Below are 21,138 nucleotides of genomic sequence, written 5' to 3' on the forward strand. Positions count from 1 at the left end.
ATTAATCGTAACCACGGTGGTAGTAACCGCCTTGCCGATTTCAAAAGTCTTGCTGTCGCTGCTGCTCAAATAGTTCGCGGTTTCCGCATAAGTATAACTTGCCGTGGCCGTTCCAGCATCGGTGTTGTTCGAATAATCTGCCGGTGGGGTCAAATTCAATCCTCCCGCACCCGTTACGCTAACTGTCGCCGGAGTTTGAGCCGAACCTGTGTAAGCGAAAGGTCCTCCATTAATCGTAACCACGGTCGTAGTAACCGCCTTGCCGATAGTAAAATTCTTGCTGTCGCTGCTGCTCAAATAGTTCGCGGTTTCCGCATAAGTATAACTTGCTGTGGCCGTTCCAGCATCGGTGTTGTTCGAATAATCTGCCGGTGGGGTCAAATTCAATCCTCCCGCACCCGTTACGCTAACTGTCGCCGGAGTTTGAGCCGAACCTGTGTAAGCGAAAGGTCCTCCATTAATCGTAACCACGGTGGTAGTAACCGCCTTGCCGATGGTAAAGTTCTTGCTGTCACTGCTACTCAAATAGTTCGCAGTTTCCGCGTAAGTATAACTTGCCGTGGCCGTTCCAGCATCGGTGTTGTTCGAATAATCTGCCGGCGGGGTTAAATTCAATCCTCCCGCACCCGTTACGCTAACTGTCGCTGGAGTTTGAGCCCAACCTGTGTAAGCGAAAGGTCCTCCATTAATCGTAACCACGGTGGTAGTAACCGCCTTGCCGATTTCAAAAGTCTTGCTGTCACTGCTGCCTAAATAGTTCGCGGTTTCCGTGTAAGTATAACTTGCTGTCGCCGTTCCAGCATCAGTGTTGTTAGAATAATCTGCCGGTGGGGTCAAATTCAATCCCCCTGCACCAACAACACTTACTGTCGCCGGAGTTTGAGCCGAACCTGTGTAAGCGAAAGGTCCTCCATTAATCGTGACCACGGTAGTAGTAACCGCCTTGCCGATGGTAAAGTTCTTGCTGTCACTGCTACCATCATGGTTCGCATCACCTGTATAAGTGTAGTTCGCAGAAGCTATTCCTGCATTTGTATTGTTTCCATATGAAGCTAGTGGGGTCAAATTCAAACCTCCTGCTCCCGTCACGCTAACAGTCGCTGGCTCAATTGCAGAACCCGTATAGGTTAACGGACCGCCGTTGATTGTAACAACCGTCGTGCTCGAAGCTTTGCCGATGGTAAAAGCAAAAGGGGCTGAAACATTACCAGTATAGTTACCATCGCCTCCAACAGTAGCAATTACTTGGTAGGTTCCCGCATTAACTGGGGGTGTTGCACTGGCACCATAAACAGTTGGTGCAACTCCTGAATAACTATAAGTTACCAAACCCGTTGAACCAATTATTGTTGCTGTTCCTGGTCCTTGAGGCAAACCATTATAAGTAAATAAATTTATTCCAGTGGCTGTTATTGTTGAATTTGCCACACCAACAGTAACGGTTCCATTTACAGCCGTAAAGCTATAATTAGTAGCTGTCAAACCCGATACAACAGGAGTAATATTTATTCCTAGTGTACCTGGTGCTGTCGTTGCTGTATAATTAGTTGTATAAGTTGCTGCACCACCAATTACAGACGGAGTATCCGGAGCTTCAAAGCCTGTAGCAATATAACTTCCTGCACCTATCACCGAAATTACTGATGTACCATATACTACAGCTTGGTTTCCTGCAGTAATAGTAATTGATTTTTTATTTACTGTCAAAGTCGCACTACCATTACTATTTATAGAACCACAATTATTTGTAACGACACAACGGTATTTATTTGTACTCATTGTAACAGTAGGTTTTGTAAGTGTCAAAGTAGCTGTAGTAGTTCCCGAATAAACACCTGAATTAGTTATATTATTAAATGCACCAATACCACCTACTTGCTCCTGCCATTGATAAGTCAACGTTGCCGTACCACTGGCAACTACGGCAAATGTTGCATTAGCGCCATAAATAATATTTTGATTTCCTGGGTGTGTACTTATTAATGGGCTGGTACAAGTTGCAACATAAATTCCAGTAAATGTTTTTGCAGAACCACTAGTCATTAAGTAACGTAGGGTTGGACCTGCTACAGTTGTACCATTAGCATTAATTGTTGTACTCTCATAAGTAACACCACCAAATACAACAGTTGGAAAAATAAAATCAATATATTCATTATTATTTTGCACAAATGTTAATGGCGAAGCTGGCGGAATAAATGTTGCTGTATTTAAATAGGAACCCGAAGGAACATTATTAGAAGTACCTAATCGGTAAGAGACCTGTAAAGAAGCGCCTGCGGGCAGTCCGGTAGCCGCTACAGTAATATTTGCATCCGTAAAATTGCGTGTTGCAATTAATCCTGATGTTTGCCCAGTCGCTGTTAATACAAAAGCAACTCCTAGGTGACTTTCCCTTATTAAAAACAGATCATTATAAATGTTACCACTTGCATCTGCAGTTGCAGACAAGTTATGCGGATTTAAGCAAGTTGCGGGTTTAGGTGTTTCATCAAGATGCAACAATACGATTTCACCAGGCATCCATCCCGAACCTGTAATAATCACATACTCACCAGGAGCATAATCATCTTTATCTGTCGTGACAGTCGCCTGCCCAAAAGATACATTTGCAAAAAACAAATTTGCAATTAAAAAAACAAGTGTAAAAATTGCGGATTTAGGTAGAAATATTTTCATATTTATCAAGTTTAAAATATTAAAATAAAGGATATTAGTATGCTCAACTGTAAAACATAAATCAATAGAATGGGGCTCTCTATTTTATGATTTATTTAAAAAGAGTTCTTTTGGAATAAAAATAACTTTAACAAGAAAAAACATTTACAACTACTTAAATTCCAATTACTTAAACACTAAATTATAGAATTAAGAATACATTAATATACTTTTTAATACATTTTCGATTAAAGGATTAAAAGAAGGTACTAACTGCATCTTTTGATTTATTCACATAAAAACAACAGCTACAAAGAATAAATTGAAACTAAATTTTATCAAAAACATTAAAAAATTGACATAAAAAAAACCTGTTCAGCTAACTGAACAGGTCTTATATATACTCCGAATTTTATGCTTACTTCTTGAATTTAGAAATCCCTTCTTTCAACCAAGCTTCATACTCTTCAACACTCACATAACTAATAGTAGGTTGTTTTTCGTTAAGGTTATTTCCTTGCAAATCAGTTAAAACATACAAAGGTTGTGTGTTAGTATTGTATTTAGAAATCATAAAATCTGTCCATTTATCGCCAATGGTTTCTATTTCGGCTCCAGTTGATTTTGAAGTAAACTGTTCACCCTCAGGCAATGGTCTTTTGTCATCAACATACAATGAAATTACCACAACGTCATTCTTAAGAATTGGAAGTACAGTTTCATCAGACCAAACATTATTTTCCATTTTTCGGCAATTCACACAAGCATGTCCTGTAAAATCAAGCATTATAGGTTTGTTCACTATTTTGGCATAAGCCAGTCCTTTATCATAATCCTCAAAAACGACGATTTGGTTTGGACCTAATTTTGCGCCTTCAGGCAAAACGACTGACGAAGCACTTCCTGTATTGGAACTACTTAAACCCAACGGACTTTCGCTGTATTCCATTGGAGGAGGAAATGCACTTATTAATTTAAGCGGTGCACCCCAAAGACCTGGTATTAAATATATTGTAAAAGACAAAACTAACAAACCTAAAGACAATCTTCCTACCGAAATATGTGACAACGGACTATCATGTGGTAATGTAATTTTCCCAAACAAATAAAAGGCCAAAGTTCCAAAAATTGCAATCCAAATTACCAAGAACACTTCTCTTTCCAACAAATGCAATTGCAAAACCAAATCAGCATTAGATAAAAATTTGAATGCCAAAGCCAGTTCCAAAAATCCTAAAACAACTTTAACGGTATTCAACCATCCTCCCGATTTTGGTAAAGAATGCAACCAACCTGGAAACATCGCAAAAAGCATAAATGGCAAAGCAAGTGCCAACGAAAAACCAAACATCCCGATTATAGGGGCGATTCCTCCTTTGGAAGCTGCATCTACCAATAACGTTCCAACAATAGGCCCAGTACAGGAGAACGAAACGATAGCCAAGGCTAATGCCATAAACAATATTCCCACAATTCCTCCTTTATCCGCCTGATTATCTACTTTATTCGCCCAAGAATTAGGCAACATGATTTCAAAAGCTCCAAGGAATGAAGTAGCAAACACCACTAATAAAATAAAGAATAAGATGTTGAACCAAACATTGGTTGACAAAGCATTGAGCGCATCGGCACCAAAAATCCAAGTAACCAAAAATCCTAATAATACATAAATCAGAATTATAGAAATTCCATAAATAATGGCATTTCTGATTCCTGCCGCTTTATTTTTACTCTGTTTGGTAAAAAAACTAACTGTCATAGGAATCATCGGGAACACACAAGGAGTCAGCAAAGCTGCAAAACCAGAGAAAAATGCAATAAAAAAAATAGACCACAACCCTATTTCTGCTGCAGGTTTCGGTTGTTCAACAACTTTCTTTTCAACTGGCGCAACTGTTGTATCTTTCGTTACCACAGTAAATGTATTTCCAGTGTCTGCTTTGGCAGTATCTAATTTAACTACAGCAACTGGATTAGTTGCAGCAACCGTTGATGCGGCTGTTGGAATTTTAAAAGTAAATTTCTTCTCTAGATTGATACAAACCTCTTTACAAACTTGATAATTCAATTCGGCTTGAATTGAAGCAATCTTTGGGTTTAGCAATATTATTTCTTGTTGAATTTGGGCTTTATCATGAAAAAAAGTTTCATTTACTCCAAAAACGTCATTGAAAGCAGTAGTCGTTTTACTTTCTTTGGCTTTGCCTACCAAATCAAAATTCCCTTTTTGATCTTTAAAAACAACTTCCAAAGGCAGTGGACCTCCATCAGGAGTGAATTGTGAATACAGATGCCAATCTTTTTCAATCACACCATTAAAAGTCAAAATATAATTGGTCTCCGATTTCTTTTCGATTGTAGTAGTCCATTTTACAGGATCTAAAACTTGAGCATTCCCCTTGGCGAAAGCCAAAAAAACAAGAAGTATAACTATTAATTTTTTCATTTTTTATTTTCTATTTTCGAACTCTTTATTCTTTACTCTTTATTCAATTTTCTAATTCTCAAATTCTATTTTAAGTATATTTTTGGTCTTATTTGAGGTTCTAAATCGATGGTCAGCCCTTATTCCAATTACCCAAACTATTTGATTGTTGGAACATAAAAGCCAAGTATTTTCTTTTTCTATTAATGATAATTTTTCATCCTTAAAAAGTTTACTCACCTTCTTTGACTTTCCATCCATCCCAAAAGGCAGGAAAGCATCCCCAGTTTTCCACTTTCGTATCAGCAAAGGAAAAACCAATTGATCAGCGTCGACAAATATAGTTTTATTTGTAACAACCGAAATGTCTGCTGCTTTACAAAAAGACATATTTAAGGGAATATTAACTTCTGATTCATTTTCATTAACCAAAAATTCCATCTCATCCTCTTTATCCTCAATAGGCAATAAAATCAGGGAATCTCTGTCTTTCAATAAACGAAAATCAGTAGCAAAAACCTGTTTTCCGGATTGACTGTCAACCAAATCATAAATATCTTCCCAAGCGGTAAAACCATATCCTTTCAGCCATTGATACAAATACGATTGATAATTGGGTAATTGCAGCAATTGATTCAAATCAAAATGAATTTGGTTATCTTCTTCGCTGGCTACTTGCTGATAAATCATATTCGCCGCATCATCAACCATTGCCAATGATTCTTGCAAATAGCCTTCGGTTTTCATAAATGAAGCCATAAAATGAGGATTTAATTCCTTCAAAATAGGAATCAAATGATGTCTAATTTTATTCCTCACATATTTATCCGATGCATTACTACTGTCTTCGCGCCACTGAATATTATTAACCTTGGCATAATTTTCAATTTCTTGACGGGATAAAAAAAGTAAAGGTCTAATTACTCTGTCATTTTGAACCGGAATCCCTGTCAATCCTTCTAATCCTGTCCCTCTTGTGAGGTTGATCAAAAAAGTTTCCAGATTATCATCGGCATGATGAGCTGTCAGTATATAATCAAATTTTTCGGTTTCCAATAACTCATAAAACCAATTGTATCGTAGTTCTCTGGCAGCAACCTGAATTGATAATTTATAATCTTTGGCGAATGCCTCAGTATCAAATTGAGTTACAAAAATTGGAATTTCATTGGCTTCTGCATAGTCCTGTACAAATTTCTGATCCCCAAAACTCTCTACTCCCCGAAGCTGAAAATTGCAATGGGCAATAGCAATATCACACTTCAATTCCTGAAATAAATGCAATAAAACCATACTATCCAAACCTCCGCTTACGGCAAGAAGCAGTTTTTTTTGCTTCAAGTAAGGAATTTCTTTATTGATATAATTTTGAAGTATATTTTTCATCTATCAAAAATACTGATTATTACCCGTTGGGTGAAATTGTTTTAACAACATAGAAACATAGGAAATAGTAATAATTTAAAGAGTTTGATAGACGTTTTACTTTTCACATAGCAATCTATGAGAAAAAATGGTACTATTTTCTAGCTATTCTTTGGCACTAATTATAAATCTATGTCTCTATGTGGTTCATTTTTTTAAATTCATTTTAATTTCACCCAACGGGTTGATTATTATTTAATCCAATATGAATTCACTTATAGCAAAACTTCATGCATAGCTTTTGCTTTAAGCAAACATTCATCATACTCCTTTTCAGGTATAGATAACGAAGTTATGGCACTTCCAACAGAGAATGATACATATTCCTTTTCTTGATTGTAAAGGATACTACGAATAACTACATTAAAATCGAAGTTACCATTAGGAGAAAAATAACCCACTGCCCCACTGTACAATCCTCGTTTGGTTTCCTCTAGTTCTTCAATGATTTTCATTGAGGCATACTTGGGAGCACCCGTCATACTTCCCATCGGGAATGTGGTTCTTATCGCGTCTACCGCTGTATATTGGGAATCAATTTTGGACGTTACTGTAGAAATCATTTGGTGTACTTGCAAGAAAGAATAAATTCCGCAGAGTTCTTTAACTTCCACTGATGCTTTTTGGGCAGTTCGAGACAAATCATTTCGAACCAAGTCGGTTATCATAATATTTTCAGCCCTTTCTTTAGGATCTTGAGCCAAAACATTTTTAGAATTTTCATCTTGCAATGGATCCGAAAATCGTTTGGAAGTTCCTTTTATGGGTTGCGAAATTAGATTCTCTCCTTCTTTTTTCAAATAGCGTTCCGGTGATGCCGAAATCAAAAAATGCTTGCTATTTTTTAAAAAGACAGTAAACGGAGCCTGCGAAATTTCATTAAGCCTAAAGAATTTTTCTAATGGATTAATTATTGCATTTTGTGCAAAAAACTCCATACAAAAATTAGCTTCATACAAATCTCCATGATGGATATGTTTCAGTAATTTAGAAACTTTATCAATGTAATTTTGCTTCGAAATTCGTTGTTCAATAGCTATTTTATTTTGATTTTCGTCTCTAGAAATTTGAATCTTAATTATCTCATCAAAATCATATTCAACTTCATCATCACACATATTTAGATACTGAATCTCAAGTTGATTTCCTCTTAATAAAAATAACTTTTTAGGCTGAAAAAAAAACAAATCAGGAAAATCCAAACCATCAAAATTATTGGATTGCAAATGCTCTACACCATTTTTTAAATCATACGAAAGATAGCCAAACAACCAATCTTTAGTCGTTTGTTGATATTGCTTTAAATCCTCAAACGCATTGTGATAATCCGTTTTCATGGACGTAAAAGCATCAACTGCCAATACGCAATCAAAACTGGAATATTCGTTGGAAAATGAATTGCTGTCCAGAAAAGTTATTTCTCGAAATTGTTGTCCCCAAGCTACAAGCTGCTGCTTGAACTGCAATGGCTTTTCAATAAATTTATAAATGGAAGTTCTCAAAAATTAATCTGTTTATGGACTTCAAAATTACAACAAAAAAAATCGCTTCTCAAGTAGAAATTTCATAAAACTGGGCCTTAGTTAAATAAATATTAAAAAAGTTTTTACTTGTTAAAACATTATATATTTGATACAGAATTCAAGCTTGAAAATAAAAAAACAATCACACAAAAGAAACAATCATCAATCCTTAAATCCAAATCTATGAACAAAATCACAAAACGAAGCTTAATCTTATTAGCCGTAATTGCCCTAATCATCAGCTGCAAAAAAAGTGAAGTTGTCAGCGAAGAATTAACCTCTGATATCGCTGTGAATGCCGACAGTATTTCTTCCTCTGCAGCAGTTGAAAAAGAAGGAAGTGCCCGAAAATTTATTCGTACCGCCGACTTAAAATTCAAAGTTAAAAATGTAACTCAATCTACCTATGTCATCGAAAACATCACCAATAAGTTTGATGGATTTGTTACCTACACCAATTTACAAAGCAACATTATTGATAAATTTGAAACCAAAATAAGCCAGGATAGCACTCTCGAAACGACTCGTTACAACGTAGAAAACAATATCACGATAAGAGTCCCTAATAAGCGTCTTGATACAGTTATCAAATCTATTTCAAAACAAATTGATTTTCTCGATTACCGAATTATAAAAGCAGACGATGTTTCACTAAAAATACTTTCAAATCAGCTTTCCCAAAAAAGAAGCAGCACTAATGAAAAAAGAGTGGAAAAGGCTATCGACACAAAAGGAAAAAAAATCAACGATATTATGGAAGCCGAAAATAATTTGGCTAACCAAAAAGAACAAAATGACAATTCCAAACTGGAAAATTTATCAATCCAAGACCAAATAAACTTTAGTACGTTGACTATTCAAATATACCAACATGAATCGGTAAAACAAGAAATGATTCCCAACACTAAGGATTACAACTACTACAAACCCAATATTGGTATTCGCATCATCGATTCTTTAAAAACTGGCTGGTACGTTCTACTCGATGTTATCGTTTTTATAATAGAAATCTGGTGGTTCTTATTTATCGCCATTGGAGGATTCCTCCTTTACAAAAAGTATCTCAAAAAGCAATAGAGGACACAAACACCATAAAAAAACTATAGCTAAATCTAATTGTCAATCACCATATCGAGCGAAGCCAAAAAACTAGAAAAGTTTATGGCTTCGCTCGACATGCTTAACATACCATCACAAAAACAAAAAACACATAAATACCTCAATTCTAAGAAAATATCACTAATAAAATAATAAAAACTTAATAAATAAGAAAAAATTTAACTAAATTTGTTATTGAAATGGACTTAGTTTTCAGCCTCCGAAAGCTATCAATGTAAGTAAATGGATGAAAAGATGATCACCCTTGCGATCACATATTATCGCTTAAACATTTAACTTCTTAAATACTCGAAATATGAAAACTGCAACTTTTTTTATTCGCACAATAATTGGCTTATTACTGGTTTTTGTATCGATAGCCTATTTTTTTAACTTATTTCCGGACCTTGCAAATACTGGAGATTTCAAAGCCATCCAACTAGGCTTAATTTCTTCGGTTTATTTAATGCCAATGGTTAAAACAATAGAATTACTATGCGGGATTTCATACCTCAGTGGTCAATACGTTGCTTTATCCAATCTTATTGTCCTACCGGTAAGCACAAACATTTTATTTATCAATTTCTTTTTAAATCCAAATGGACTACCACTTGCCGTTTTTGTTTTTTTTGGCAACATCTTCCTAATTTACGCTCATTGGAAAAGCTACAAAAGCCTCTTTAACAGAAAATCCATAATGCATTTTGATTAATATAAGCCTCATTAATAAAATCTACCAATAAACTAAAACCAATAAATATAAATCTATGAAAATTGCAACTATTATTATTCGCTCACTAATTGGACTATTATTACTATTCGCTTCCATAAGCTATTTTTTGCACTTGTTTCCAGAGCCTCCCTTGGCAGGAAACATGAAAATCTTCAATGACGGAATAAAAGCTTCCGGATACCTTATGCCATTAGTAAAAACAATAGAACTTATTTGTGGATTGTCTTTTGTTACTGGAAAATTCAACAAAATAACTTTTATTCTATTAATGCCAATTTCAACCAATATTATTTGCACACATCTTTTTTTGGCTCCAGAAGGTATTCCGGTTGCCAGTTTTGTATTCTTAGGAAATATATTTCTGCTTTATACCAAATGGGATAGTTACAAAGGATTATTTACTGCATAAATAGAAAACACTATAAACAAAAATCCCGTCTCATTTTATAACGAGACGGGATTTTTTATTTTTAAAAACTTAAACTATACGTGTAAAGCTCTATTATCTGTTGCTGCTAATGCTGCTTCTTTTATCGCTTCCGCAAATGTTGGATGCGCATGTGACATTCTTGAAATATCTTCGGCAGAAGCCTTGAATTCCATCGCAGTAACAGCCTCAGCAATTAAATCAGCTGTTCTTGCACCAATCATGTGTACTCCTAGGACTTCATCTGTTTTAGCATCAGCAAGAATTTTTACAAATCCGTCAAGGTCTCCACTCGCACGGGCACGGCCTAAAGCTTTGAAAGGAAAACTTCCCACTTTATATTCAGCTCCAGATGCTTTCAATTGCTCCTCTGTTTGTCCAACAGCAGCAACCTCTGGCCAAGTGTAAACTACTCCAGGAATAAGGTTATAATCAATATGCGGTTTTTGACCAGCCAAGATTTCAGCAACCATAGTTCCTTCTTCTTCTGCTTTGTGAGCCAACATAGCTCCACGAACCACATCACCAATTGCATAAATATTTGAAACCGAAGTTTGTAAATGGTCATTTACTTCCACTTGTCCCCTGTCTGAAATTTTCACACCTGCTTTATCAGCATTCAATCCATCTGTATAAGGACGACGTCCAACTGATACCAAAGAATAATCTCCTTCCAAAGTGATTGTTTCTCCTTTAGCATTTTCAGCTTGTACAATAACAGCATCTCCTTTTCTCTCAACCGATTGAACTTTGTGAGAAGTATAGAATTTCATTCCTTGTTTTTTCAACACTTTAGTCAACTCTTTAGACAAAGCACCATCCATTCCAGGAATAATTCTGTCCATGAATTCCACAACCGAAACTTGCGCCCCTAATCGTAAATACACTTGACCTAACTCAATACCAATTACACCACCACCAATAATTACAAGGTGTTTTGGCACTTCTTTAAGAGCCAAAGCTTCTGTTGAAGTGATGATTCTTTCTTTATCAATTTTGATGAAAGGTAAAGAAGATGGTTTTGAACCTGTAGCAATAATGATATTTTTTACTTCAATCGTTTCAGATGTTCCGTCAGCTTTTGCAATAGCAACGTGAGTAGCATCTACAAAAGAACCCAAACCATTAAAAACGGTAACTTTATTTTTATCCATCAAGAAATTAATACCTCCCGAAGTTTGATCAACTACGCTTTGTTTGCGAGCAATCATTTTCTCCAAATTCACTTTTACCTCACCAGAAAGTTCAATTCCGTGATCTGCAAAATGCTTAACTTCTGCATAATGATGCGAAGAAGACAATAACGCTTTTGATGGAATACAACCTACATTTAAGCAAGTACCTCCCAAAGTTGAATATTTCTCTATAATTGCTGTTTTGAAACCCAATTGCGCACAACGAATAGCTGAAACATATCCGCCTGGCCCAGAACCTATAATGACTACGTCAAATGAACTCATAGTATGTGTTTTTTATTTTTAGTGATGCAAAATTAAGGAATAAAGTTTTGTTTAAAGTTTAATTTTAGAGGTTTTTTGTTCGAATTATAACGATTTTATCAAGAATTACAGACAAACCTTTTAAATAAAACAACAAATCACAATTTACCACGAAAAGGTAATCAGTTGCCATAAAAAACCACTATAACTTATTTATCAGTTATAGAACCCTATCACTTTTCATTTCTTACAGTAAAACGCATCTTCACAAAACCACCACAAACAATTAAATTACAATTGATTACACAAAAAATTTAAATTGTTTTTTACTTTTTGTTAAATATAAAAAAGTTACAAACACTACATCGTAATAGTATTCTCTCAATAAATCAAACTGACAATTTTAATGTTAATAAAATATACATTTAACAAAAATTTACAATATAAATAACAAAAAATTAAATCATGAAAAAAAACCTACTATTATTTTATGCCTTATTAATTCCTTTTGTTTTTGTAAAAGCACAAGTGAATACAACTTATTTATGGCATCTCCATCAGCCAACTTATTGGGGAGATATCAGTAAGAAAAACCCAAATCGATATCAGATTGTAAAAGAATCTCAAGATTTAAAAGTTTCCGGTGCCAATAACGACAAAAATGGACTTGCTCACCCCACAAACAACCTAGAAGAGATTTTTGGTACTGGTGATCGTGTAGCAGCTTATCAATTTGCCCCAAAAAATGCTATTAACTCTATTAAAGATTTACCCAAAGCAGGAGCACAAATAACGTATGGAGGATCTTTATTGGAAAACGTCAATGAACTCGCCCAAGCCAATCAATGGGGGTATTCCAATTCTTGGATTCAAAATATTAAAGATGCAAAAGCATGGAAAACATCTGGTGGATTTCCCCGCATGGAAATGGTTTCCTTCACGATGCATCATGCACTTTCTCCCTTATTAAGTGACGAAGCCTTAAAAAAAGAAATTAAAGCTCATCAATATTATTCGACTCAATTATTTGGATCTCATGAATCAAAAGGATATTGGCCAGCTGAATGCGCTTTCTCTGAAAGAATTATAAAAACATTGACCGAATGTGGTATTGAATGGTCAGTTATAGCCAATAGTCATTTATCCAGAACTTTATCTGACTATCCTATACAATACGGTTCTGGCGGAACTATGTGTGATATTCCCAACAAAGCAGATAAAGTTGACACAAAAGGAACTACTTGGTTTTCAGCCCAAAAAGATGCTCGTGGAGGTCAATTTGCAGTACCCTATTCTTATCTTCCTTATAAAGCAAAATATGTAGACCCAGAAACAGCTCAGGAATACAAAATCACCGTAGTTCCTATGGCAGACTATGAAAGTTATGAAGATGGATATTCTGCGATTGGTACTTCGTTAATAGATCCAATTGTAGCCAAAGCTTCAACATCTCCAAGACGTCCATTGGTTTTATTTGCCCACGATGGTGATAATGCTTGGGGTGGCGGTTCTTCCTATTACAACGAGTCAGTTACAGGATTTTCGCATGCATCAGCTGCCAATGGAAATATCCCAACGACGATACCTCAATATTTACAAGACAATCCTGTTCCAGAATCAGAAGTGGTCCATGTAGAAGATGGCGCTTGGGTAAATGCCGATGGAGATTTTGGACATCCACAATTTACAAACTGGTTATGGCCATTCTTTGATCCGGTAACAAAAAAATTCAATCCAAATGGCTGGACAGAAGACATGATGAACCAAGCCATTACTACAGCCGGTGAAAACCATGCAATTATGGCTGAACAATTGGAAGGAAGTAACCTTAGAATGAGTGAAATTGTAAACCCAACTGCCGCAGTAAGTCCTGCCGAAAAAGCATGGCACTTTTTGATGGCCGGTTATGACAGTGGAAATGCCTATTACGGCCTAGCGGAAGATTTAGAAATAAAAACTACACTTGCCGTTAACCGATGTGTACAGTTTGCAAAACCCACTCTTGATGCCCATGCTGGTGTTGACAACACAAAACCGTCTGTCTTCATTCCGCAACGCTGGCCTTATAATCCAGGTGAAAAAGGATATGGTGCACCTTATGCATACAAAGATTTCTTAAACTCGGCTGATTTTACTGTTTATACTTTTGCTTATGATGTTAGCGGTATTCAAAAATCAGAATTAAAATACCGAATTGACGTTGACGGAAAAAACAGTCAAGGTTCAAATCAAAACGAAATTTATGCAGGTGGTGGCGAAGTCGGAACATGGATATCATTACCAATGACTGAAAGAGTTTTTCCAAAAGGAAATTTCACCAATAGTACACAAGCAGATTTATACATGCTACCAGACGTAATTGCTAGTCAATACTATGCTGAAATTGCAGGAATCTCAGAAAAATTATTAGATTATTACGTTGAAGTAACTGATAAAAAAGGAAATGTAACCAAATCTAAAATCCAACATGTATGGGTTGGAAAAAATCTAGATGTAGCTCCAAAAGTCGCTTTTACTCCAGACACCACTAACTCGCCAACAGCTTTTGATGTAACAATTACGGCTACAGACAGCACGGATCCAAAACCAAAATTGTATTACACAACAGATGGCTCTACCCCTACTCTTACATCATCATTTGCTGAGTCTACAAAAACAATAACTATTGCTCAAACTACAACCGTTAAAGTTTTTGCCGTAGATAATGAAGGAAACCAATCTGAAATTGTTACAAAAACGTACACGATTGGAGCAATCCCGGAATTCACGGTTTATTTTAAAAAACCATCCAATTGGAATTCTGCCGTAAAAATATACTACTGGTTGCCAACTGGTACTGCTCCTGCGCTAACCTATCCAGGAGTGGCAATGACACAGGACTGCGGCGATTGGTACAAATATACTTTCCCTTCAACAGTAACTGCATCAAATTTATTATTCAATGATGGAACTCTAAAAACAGGAGATTTAACAGCAACTGCAGGAATTAAATATTATGATTCCGCTTGGCTAACTGCAGAACCAACCAACAGATGTCCCGTTATTGCTCCTGATTTCACCAATTCACAGATAGGAGGTACTTTTACAACTGGAACAACCATAAATGTTGTTTTGACTGCTAATGAAACTACTTCAACTATTTATTACACAGTAGACGGAACAACACCTACAACGGCTTCTCCGTCTGCAATTGGAAGTAAAACATTCGCGTTAACAAGCACAACAACCCTTAAGGCATTTGTCAAAAATGTGGCTGGAGTTAGTTCTGCCGTTAAAACTGAAACTTATACGTTTAACGCTCCTACGACATTCACAGTTTATTTTAAAAAACCGTCCAATTGGAATTCTGCAGTAAAAATATATTACTGGTTACCAACTGGTACTGCTCCAGCAGTAACATACCCAGGAGTGACAATGACACAGGATTGCGGTGATTGGTATAAATACACTTTCCCTTCAACTGTAACTGCATCAAATTTATTATTCAATGATGGAACTCTAAAAACAGGAGATTTAACAGCAACTGCAGGAATTAAATATTACGATTCCGCTTGGCTATCTGCCGAACCAACCAACAGATGTCCTGTTATCGCACCAGATTTCACCAATTCACTGGTAGGAGGAACTTTTACAACAGGAACAACAGTAAATGTTGTTTTGACTGCTAATGAAACAACTTCAACTATTTATTACACATTAGACGGAACGACACCTACAACTGCTTCGCCTTCTGCAATTGGAACTAAAACATTGGCTTTAACAAGCACAACAACCCTTAAGGCATTTGTCAAAAATGTGGCCGGTATTAGTTCTGCAGTTAAAACAGAAACTTATACCTTTAGCGCTCCAACAACATTCACAGTTTATTTTAAAAAACCATCCAATTGGAATTCTGCCGTAAAAATATACTACTGGTTGCCAACAGGTACTGCTCCAGCGGTAACATACCCAGGAGTGGCAATGACACAGGATTGCGGTGATTGGTATAAATACACTTTCCCATCAACAGTAACTGCATCAAATTTATTATTCAATGATGGAACTCTAAAAACTGGAGATTTAACAGCAACTGCGGGAATTAAATATTATGATTCCGCTTGGCTATCTGCCGAACCAACCAACAGATGCCCTGTCATCGCACCAGATTTCACCAACTCACAGGTAGGAGGCACTTTTACAACAGGAACAACCGTTAATGTTGTTTTGACTGCTAATGAAACAACTTCAACTATTTATTACACAGTAGACGGAACAACACCAACAACGGCTTCTCCATCTGCAATTGGAAGTAAAACATTGGCGTTAACAAGCACAACAACCCTTAAGGCATTTGTCAAAAATGTGGCTGGAGTTAGTTCTGCCGTTAAAACTGAAACTTATAATTTTAGCGCAGCAACGACACTTACTGTTTACTTTAAACCACCAACAAGCTGGACATCTGCTCCTAAATTACATTATTGGAATGCGGTTCCTTCAGGAAGTGTTGCCAGTACAACTTGGCCTGGGGTAACGATGGTTGCCGACACTAATGGTTTTTATAAGTACACGATTACTGGTCCTACATCTGTAAATATAATTTTCAACAATGGCTCAAGTGGTTCTGCAAATCAAACACCAGATTTACTGAACAAAACTGATGGATACTCTTATACCTGGGGCGTAACTACTGCAAAAATGGCGGCAAAACCAGTAGTGGCTAGTGAAGAAGAAACTTATCTTATTCGCTTATATCCAAATCCGGTAAATGAGACCTTACAAATCAGTTCGACGAGCCCTATAAATAATTACACTATTATTTCGGCAAGAGGAAGTATTGTTCAAGAAGGCAAACTAAATGAAAACACCATTGACGTTAGTCGTTTGAGCGTTGGTCTTTATTTTATTGTCATCCGATTAGAAAACGGACAAGAAACCATGCAAAAAATCATGAAAAAATAGGTCCTAACTTTATTGCAATGGGTCTTTAAAACAAAAAAGCCGTTCTGAGATTATTTCAGAACGGCTTTTTTATTTTTATAAGTTTTCTAAACTTCTTGAGTATTCAGTTTACTGTTTTTTCGACTGAAGCCAAAATAAATCACCAATCCTATAAGTAACCAAATTGTGAAGTAAATCCAATTCCAAACGCTCAATTCTGCCATCATGTATAAACAACAGATTAAACCCAAAAGCGGAATTAAAGACAAATTTTCTTTGAAGGACCAAAAAACCAATCCAACGATTACTATTAAGAAAATCCACATTGGTATTTTGTGTTTGAATAAATCAAATCCGCTTTCATACTTGATGGAATCCGAAATTGGCAATCCAGCAACTACACTAGCATACTTTGCATCATCTTCCTGATATTGACTCAACAAATGCTCTACATCCAGTTTTTCGGTAGCATTAGTTTTTCCTTCAATACTTACCAAATAATCATACACTTTTTGTGTCTCTTCTTTATTCAATGAAGTAATAATAAATTCCGAATCATTAGTTTTGGTTTCATTGGTGATGAAACCCATAGTTGCTTTTTTATTGTAGGTAAAAGAAATTACTAAAGCAATAACAATCAATAATGGAAATATGTATTTAGAATTAACATAAGGAGTTTTAAATTTCCCTCTCGGAATATCGGTTCTATTTTGCAAAGCCAAAACACCTGCACAAACCAAAACAAATGCAAACAATGTTCCGATACTGCATAAATCGGTAACCATCGTTAAATTCATAAACAAAGCAGGAATCGCCACAACAAAACCAACTACAATAGTGGCAAAAGAAGGCGTTTTGAACTTTGGATGTACATTAGAGAATTTTTTCGGCAACAAGCCATCACGACTCATACTCATCCAGATACGCGGTTGTCCCATTTGGAAAACCAACAATACGCTTGCCATGGCAACCACGGCACTTACTGCAATAATTCCCGACATCCATTTTAAATGCAATTGATCAAACACAAAAGCCAATGGATCTCCAACATTCAAATTGTTATAACTCACCATACCAGTTAGAACCAATGCAATAGCAATATATAGAATGGTGCAAATAATGATCGCCCACATCATTCCTCTAGGCAAATCACGTTGCGGATCTTTACATTCCTCGGCAGTTGTAGAAATAGCATCAAAACCAATATAAGCGAAGAAAACCGCCGACACGCCTTTTAAAACTCCCGAAACACCGTTTGGAGCAAAAGGATGCCAATTCGTAGTATCTACATAAAATATTCCAACGGCAATGACCAAAAGAACAATACATAATTTAACTACCACCATTATATTACTCGCATTACGGGATTCTTTCATTCCGCGATAAATAAGGGCTGTAATCAATATAATAATTAATAATGCAGGTAAATCGGCCACAAAATGAAAAGAACCAATCATAGGTGAAGTTGTCCAGGCTGTATAAGCATTTTGCATTCCTGAACTTAAGTTTTCAAAAGTCTTCCCACCTTCCATCAAGGCTGTAGCATCATTGAAACCATTAGAAGCTGTTAAATAATCCATTTGTACCCACTGTGGCAAATCAATTCCACCACTGGCGAGCAGCCCTGTAAAGTAATCACTCCACGATATGGCGACCGTTATATTCCCAACAGAATACTCCATAATTAATGCCCAACCAATAATCCAGGCTATCAATTCACCAAAAGCAACATAGGAATAAGTATAAGCACTTCCCGAAACAGGAACCATTGAAGCAAATTCAGCATAAGCAAAGGCGGCAAAACTACAGGCGACAGCAGTAAACAAAAACAAGAAAATCACAGCTGGACCTCCATCAAAACTAGCTTTCCCGATGGTACTAAAAATACCGGCCCCAACAATTGCGGCAATTCCAAAAGCTGTTAAATCTTTGGCTGTCAAATGCTTTCCTAACGCTTCATGCCCTTCCAAATTATTTTTTTCGACCTGCTTTAAAATATCTTGAACCGTTTTTTTTCTAAAAAGCCCTTTTAATGCCATGTTGTAAATTTTACCGTTAAAAATTAATATTTTGTATTTTTTGCAATAGTGTTTTAATAAAAAAGAAAAAATAGCAAAGGCCAAATATAAAAAACATATTCATTCTTTAAAGTCATGATTCTGATTTTTTATAATATTGGGATATTAAAACAACATTTCTCTTTTTATCCTTAAAAAAAGTCAAATATACATTCAAAAAATACATTTAAACAAAATATAATTCAATTTTTATTTCAAAAAGTATAAAATCACATAATTTACAAATTGGAGTTTTTACTAATAACAAAAACCGTTACAGGATAATCAGAAACAAAAAAACATATTATTGATGTTTTGAAACCCAACTCTTTTACCAAATACGATTTGCGTTGAATTTATCATTTTTTTATAATTCTGAAATACTTTGAATTGTAAGGATATTCAAGAAGAAAGTCAGGAGATTTTATTATGTTTACGACTTTGCAAGAACATTGTAAAAAAGCGCAAAGTCTGGAGACTTAACTGAGCGGAAGAGTTTTTACATACTTTGTAGGCACGGATTGCAAATCGCTATCTTACTATGAGACTTTTCTACATACGCGCGCGATCAGACCAATTGAATTTGAATTAATAAAGAATGAACGCTCTATCAAATAACTAATAAAATACGAATAACAGATGAGAAATAATGTAAAAGAAGCTTTAAAAAATATAGGTTATTTTTTCCTGTTTTGTACAATTACATATTGCTTTTATTGTATAATGAGTATAACAGCATATAAACGCGACCAGAATTTTATTAAAAACAAAGAGAATTTTAAAAAAATTAAAATTAAAATAGATTCTGTGCGTATATCTCATTTACATGGAAGTGATAGACATAGTACAGACGAAAATTATGAATTTTTCAACAAAAAAAATAGAATTTTTGTTTTAGGGAAAGATTATAATAAACCAATATTTACTCCTAACAGAAAATTTGAAGTAGATGAAGTTAACCAATACAGAAAAGAACATCACGATTCAATATATGTTTGGTATTTGGATGAAAATTTCATACAATATGCTAGAGAAAATGAAAAGGAAATAAATTTATCAAAAAGAATAGAAAATGTTTATTCAATAAAGATAAAATTTATTATTTGTATCGGCTTAGTTTTAATTATACTATCTGTTCTTTTTATTAAAAAATATAAATTTAAATAACTATGATATTTTTATTATTGTTATTTATTACTATTAGTCCGTCACTTTTATATTCACAAGACGAATCCCCAGCTCCACGAAGTGTTCCTCAGCTCCGTAAAGTCTCCCGATTTTGCGATTTTTTTTAATTCTTGAGAGCAGTAAATACGATAAAAGTTTCTCTACTTTTCCCGTAAATCTCATTAGAATTAAAAATTTTTCAAATAATTATAAAAAACACTTTTAACGTACTAAATCCTCTGCCCCAGATAATAGCGACAGACCCGATAATTAGAACACTATTTTTTACAGCCGCTACAGAGCGAATATTCACGAAAAAATGCGGAGGACTTTATTCCATTTTCTTCTATTTCGGATACATAAAAAAGCGCAAAGTCAGAAAACTTTGCGCTTGGATTAATTAAATGGGTAATTTATTTCAATACCGCTTAAACTATTTAGTAAGTATACATTTTGCCGATGGAATCTGTTCTATTTTTTTTCGTCAACAAAACAAAAGGGATACCTTCTTTCGCAGCTTTCTTTTGTAACACCTGTACATTATGATTTTTTATAACAAATGGGTCTTGCCCTTTCGCCAAATTATTAAACTTTAATTCACTTACGGCCGCAGTTAATCCCTTTGTCTGATTCTCCTTAATTAAAACTACTTTCTTGTAATCTTGTACCCCATTAACAATTACTCTATCAGTAACTTTAGTAACTGCATTTGTGGATTTATTAACTAATTCAGCCACTGCGAAAGTGGAAATGCTATGTTCTTCCTGAGTTTGGCCAGTTGTATAATAAATCAGGTTATTGCTTGTCTTGATATAATTCACCGGAATTTTGTCTCCATTATGTTTTACAATAATGTGAGATTGGGCAAAAATGGGCAAAGAAAAAACGAATAATAATATTGTAATAAAATTTCTCATCGTGAGTAAGTTATAAATGATTGTTATTTAAAATTAATTTGTGTCTGTTCAAAACTAACATTCCGGAGGTTGGACGTTCCTTTTTAGACTGACAAAACTTTTTATATAAGAATCATAAACCACTTTGGGTTTTCTGGAAAAAACCTTCATCTCATTAAACTGAAAAGAATCAACTATTGAAGCAAAATAATATTCTTGCTCCGACTGCTTTTCATTCTCTGCTGAAGAACTCCATTCTACAACTTTTTGATTATGGGCATCGTAAATTACAATAAAGGCATTTAAAGTCCATATTAGAGAATATGAAAATAAAACCAGTAAAATAGATATGCTTTTTAATTTAATCATAGCA

13 protein-coding genes are annotated in these 21,138 nt (G+C 35.2%); 5 read left to right on the top strand and 8 right to left on the bottom strand.

Going from position 1 to position 21,138, the window contains the following annotated elements:
* The 4 genes from AC1DY0_RS17805 to AC1DY0_RS17820 form a co-directional block, all read right to left on the bottom strand.
* On the bottom strand, positions 1-2,679 hold a 2,679-nt coding region (locus AC1DY0_RS17805), incomplete at its 3' end, for a beta strand repeat-containing protein (protein WP_477189930.1).
* 397 nt (positions 2,680-3,076) lie between these two features.
* Positions 3,077-5,104: a protein-disulfide reductase DsbD family protein gene (locus AC1DY0_RS17810; RefSeq protein ID WP_477189931.1), complete on the bottom strand. Its 2,028-nt coding sequence runs from the start codon at positions 5,102-5,104 to the stop codon at positions 3,077-3,079.
* A gap of 51 nt (positions 5,105-5,155) precedes the next feature.
* Complete coding sequence (gene tilS / locus AC1DY0_RS17815; protein WP_477189932.1) at positions 5,156-6,469, bottom strand: tRNA lysidine(34) synthetase TilS; 1,314 nt, start codon at positions 6,467-6,469, stop codon at positions 5,156-5,158.
* Between the two features lie 254 nt (positions 6,470-6,723).
* Positions 6,724-8,010 carry an anthranilate synthase component I family protein gene (locus AC1DY0_RS17820; protein WP_477189933.1) on the bottom strand — a complete coding sequence of 429 codons (1,287 nt, stop codon included), beginning with the start codon at positions 8,008-8,010 and terminating at the stop codon, positions 6,724-6,726.
* A gap of 204 nt (positions 8,011-8,214) precedes the next feature.
* Between AC1DY0_RS17820 and AC1DY0_RS17825 the strand changes: the two genes are divergently transcribed.
* The 3 genes from AC1DY0_RS17825 to AC1DY0_RS17835 all read left to right on the top strand — a co-directional run bounded on the left by AC1DY0_RS17825 (position 8,215) and on the right by AC1DY0_RS17835 (position 10,271).
* Positions 8,215-9,108 carry a DUF4349 domain-containing protein gene (locus AC1DY0_RS17825; RefSeq protein WP_477189934.1) on the top strand — a complete coding sequence of 298 codons (894 nt, stop codon included), beginning with the start codon at positions 8,215-8,217 and terminating at the stop codon, positions 9,106-9,108.
* Positions 9,109-9,445: 337 nt separating this feature from the next.
* Positions 9,446-9,841: a DoxX family protein gene (locus tag AC1DY0_RS17830; RefSeq protein ID WP_477189935.1), complete on the top strand. Its 396-nt coding sequence runs from the start codon at positions 9,446-9,448 to the stop codon at positions 9,839-9,841.
* Positions 9,842-9,896: 55 nt separating this feature from the next.
* Positions 9,897-10,271 carry a DoxX family protein gene (locus AC1DY0_RS17835; protein ID WP_477189936.1) on the top strand — a complete coding sequence of 125 codons (375 nt, stop codon included), beginning with the start codon at positions 9,897-9,899 and terminating at the stop codon, positions 10,269-10,271.
* 74 nt (positions 10,272-10,345) lie between these two features.
* On the opposite strand, the gene lpdA is transcribed toward AC1DY0_RS17835, so the two are convergent.
* Positions 10,346-11,749, bottom strand: a complete 1,404-nt coding sequence (gene lpdA / locus AC1DY0_RS17840; RefSeq protein ID WP_477189937.1) for a dihydrolipoyl dehydrogenase — start codon at positions 11,747-11,749, stop codon at positions 10,346-10,348.
* A 444-nt stretch (positions 11,750-12,193) separates the two neighbouring features.
* On the opposite strand from lpdA, the gene AC1DY0_RS17845 reads away from it, so the two are divergent.
* Positions 12,194-16,666 (top strand): starch-binding protein, encoded by a 4,473-nt coding sequence (locus AC1DY0_RS17845; protein WP_477189938.1) that lies wholly within the window; start codon positions 12,194-12,196, stop codon positions 16,664-16,666.
* A gap of 86 nt (positions 16,667-16,752) precedes the next feature.
* Here AC1DY0_RS17845 and AC1DY0_RS17850 read toward each other — a convergent pair whose 3' ends face one another.
* A complete protein-coding gene (locus AC1DY0_RS17850; RefSeq protein WP_477189939.1) occupies positions 16,753-18,684 on the bottom strand; it encodes an amino acid permease in 1,932 nt (643 codons plus the stop codon).
* Positions 18,685-19,341: 657 nt separating this feature from the next.
* Here AC1DY0_RS17850 and AC1DY0_RS17855 point away from each other — a divergent pair.
* Entirely contained in the window at positions 19,342-19,869 is a 528-nt protein-coding gene (locus tag AC1DY0_RS17855; protein WP_477189940.1) for a hypothetical protein, read from the top strand.
* A gap of 437 nt (positions 19,870-20,306) precedes the next feature.
* Here the strand turns inward: AC1DY0_RS17855 and AC1DY0_RS17860 are convergent, their stop codons facing one another.
* Both AC1DY0_RS17860 and AC1DY0_RS17865 read right to left on the bottom strand, forming a co-directional pair.
* Positions 20,307-20,786, bottom strand: coding sequence for a hypothetical protein (locus AC1DY0_RS17860; protein WP_477189941.1), 480 nt, complete (start codon positions 20,784-20,786; stop codon positions 20,307-20,309).
* A gap of 54 nt (positions 20,787-20,840) precedes the next feature.
* A complete protein-coding gene (locus AC1DY0_RS17865; protein ID WP_477189942.1) occupies positions 20,841-21,134 on the bottom strand; it encodes a hypothetical protein in 294 nt (97 codons plus the stop codon).
* Positions 21,135-21,138: the final 4 nt, after the last annotated feature.

The sequence above is a fragment of the Flavobacterium sp. P1_E4 genome (assembly GCF_056405915.1).